Source organism: Brachyspira sp. G79, from assembly GCF_002379365.1.
Classification (GTDB): Bacteria; Spirochaetota; Brachyspiria; order Brachyspirales; family Brachyspiraceae; genus Brachyspira.
On the sequence record NZ_JQIU01000009.1, the window covers coordinates 263,206 to 266,212 of the forward strand.

General features: G+C 24.9%; 1 protein-coding gene and 1 pseudogene. Both read left to right on the top strand.

The features are described from left to right. The first annotated feature begins 268 nt into the window (after window positions 1-268). Window positions 269-1,942 carry an ankyrin repeat domain-containing protein gene (locus tag KQ44_RS14135; protein ID WP_096737987.1) on the top strand — a complete coding sequence of 558 codons (1,674 nt, stop codon included), beginning with the start codon at window positions 269-271 and terminating at the stop codon, window positions 1,940-1,942. A gap of 104 nt (window positions 1,943-2,046) precedes the next feature. Further along, a pseudogene (locus tag KQ44_RS14140) lies at window positions 2,047-2,953 on the top strand (Rpn family recombination-promoting nuclease/putative transposase). Window positions 2,954-3,007: the final 54 nt, after the last annotated feature.

Genomic DNA, 3,007 nt, shown 5'->3' on the forward strand with positions numbered 1-3,007 from the left:
ATAAAACTATGAAATATTTATGGAAATTAAAGAAAATCTAAATTGGAGACTATTAAAAATTTAAATAGAATTAATGATTATTTTATATGCTATTTGTTTTTTATATTGTCAACATATAGTTTTAAATTTCATTAATGCTGTATTTAGAGATTTAAACTTTGAAACTTTTAATAAAATATAGATATTAAACCCCAAAGTATTTTGTAATTGAAATTTTACTTATTTTAATTTATAATGCGAAAATAAAAATACATACGGATGGTTTACTATGAAAAATTTTATTTCTATAATTGCAAGCATTATTTTAATTACTGCTATAATTTCCTGCGGTGGTAGAAACAAAGAAACAAATCAATCAAAACAAAATACCCAAACTAATCAAACTCAAACAAATGAACAAGTATATATCAATCCAACAACTACAAATAATAATATAGATATTGATATTAATAAAACTAAATATACTAATGAATATATTCAAGGCACAGAGTTAGATCCTATACCTACAGGATATAGTAAAATAGATGAAATACTTAATGAATATAAATATAAAGCACCAATATACGAAATATCAAAATTATTAGCAGAGGAAGGACTAGAAGGAAAAATTACTGAAATGACAAATTTTGGTGATAAATACATATATAAAGATTCTACTCCTTTGTTTTTGGCAGTACAATTCGGATACAATGATTTGGCAAAAGAGCTAATAAAAGAAGGTGCTGATGTTAATGCTAGGGCAAATGATATGGAAACAGAAGACGGTCTTGATATGCTTTATTATGCTGTTGAAAATAATAATGTTGAAATGAGTAAAATCTTAATTGATGAAGGACTTGATGCAGGCAGAGGTTATGGTTATGAATATCCTTATTATTTAACAGATGCAGCAATAAACAATAATAATCTTGATATGCTTAAAATACTTGTAGAAAGCGGGGATATTGATTTAGAATCAAGCTTAATTCCTGATGCCATAGAAGAAAATAATATAGAAATGGTTAAATATTTAATATCTATAGGACAAGATGTAAACGCTCAAATATTTGCAGATGGATTTTGGATTAACTCTCCTATGAAAGTAGCAGCTCAAAATGGCAATATAGAAATAGCTAAACTTTTAATTGATGAAGGAGTAAATTTAAACTCAAGCGATGATTATATAGGTTCAGCTATTGATTATGGTAATTATGATATAGCTAAATTATTAATAGATAATGATGTTTTTAATCTTAATACTAATACAACTATAGAACAAGCTATAGAATTAGCAAAGAAGCAAAAATATTATGAAATGGAAAAATTATTATCGAGCGAAGATTCTAACAATATAGACGGATATGATGAATTAATGAATGCTGTATCTAAAGGCGATATGAAAGCATTAGAAAAACTTATAAAAGATGATACTGATTTAAATAAACAATATGATAATATTACACCTCTTAATTTAGCTGCTGCTAGAAATGATAAAGAAATGGTAAAATTTTTAGTAGAAAAAGGTGCTGATATAAATTTAGAAGATGGATACGGATATACTCCTTTAATGAAAGCAATAGATTATTATAATATTGGTTTAGCTAAAAATATTATTGATTTGAAGCCTGATTTAAATGCTATATGTTCAGCAACAGGCGATACTCCTTTAACATATTTAGTAAATGCCAAGAAGTACGGCGGCGGAGCGGATCTTTGTTATTATATGATAAAAAATGGTGCTGATATAAATAAAAAGAATAAAGAAGGAAATACTCCATTAATGATTGCAGCTGCAAGTTATAATTATGGTATTGTTGGAGTTCTTGTAAATATGGGTGCTGATTATAATATTAAGAACAAAGAAGGAAAAACAGCCATTGATATTGCTTCAGCTAGAGATGATAGCTCAGCGCTTCATCACATGACTAATCCAAGAGATTTAGAAAGTTATCTTAGTTATTAATAAATAATAAAAAAGTGTATGCATTATATATGTATGCACTTTTTATTATATATAATAATTTTAATAAACTTTACTTTTATAATTATTTTTTGTATAATAATATTATGAAAGATTTTAATAAGTTAAAGCAAATATTAAATGAACCTATTACAATAAATAATTTAAATAGAATTAATGATTATTTTGTACGCTATTTATTTTCGCATGATGGCAATGAAAATATAGCTTTAAATTTCATTAATGCCGTATTTAAAGATTTAAACTTTGAAACTTTTAATAAAATAGAAATACTTAATCCTTTTAATATATCAGAAAACTATGATGAAAAAGAATCAATAGTCGATATAAAAGCTACTACAGAAACAGGTATCACTGTTTTAATAGAGATACAATCAAGAGGAAATGAAGATTTTATAAAAAGAGCTTTATACTATTGGGCTTATAATTATAGTTCTAGTTTAAATAGAGGTTCTTTTTATGATGGATTAAAACCTACTGTAAGTATTAATATTACAAACTTTATACTTACAGATGAAGATAAAGTGCATAGCTGTTATGTTTTAAAAGAATTAAACAATAATAAAATTCTAACAGATCATTGTCAATTGCATTTCCTTGAACTTCCTAAATTCAATTTAAAAGATATTTCTGCAATAGAAAGTTTAGATAATATACATAAAGAATTCATTTCTTGGATAAAATTTTTTAAGGGGGAAGACATGTCTATTTTAATGAAAGAAAATACTATATTTGAAGAGGTAGAAAAAAAATGCCTCACTTTTGTTAATGATAGTCCAGTAATGGATAAATATAAAAAACGAGAAGTAGATACATATTTCTTTAATAAGAGTATGGAGTTAGATATAAAGAAGGCTAAAGAAGAAGGTATTAAAGAAGGTATTAAAGAAAATCAAATATTAACGGCTAAAAAATATGAAAGAAGAAAATATAGATGTTAATATTATAAGTAAAATAACAGGATTAAGTATACAAGAAATAGAAAATCTATAAGAAATATAAAAGTTACAATAAAAAAGTGTATGCATTATATGTATGCACTTTTTT

Bases quoted from the DNA above. Each gene is read 5' to 3' on its own strand.
- KQ44_RS14135 (WP_096737987.1), top strand. From the start codon at position 269: ATGAAAAATTTTATTTCTATAATTGCAAGCATTATTTTAATTACTGCT.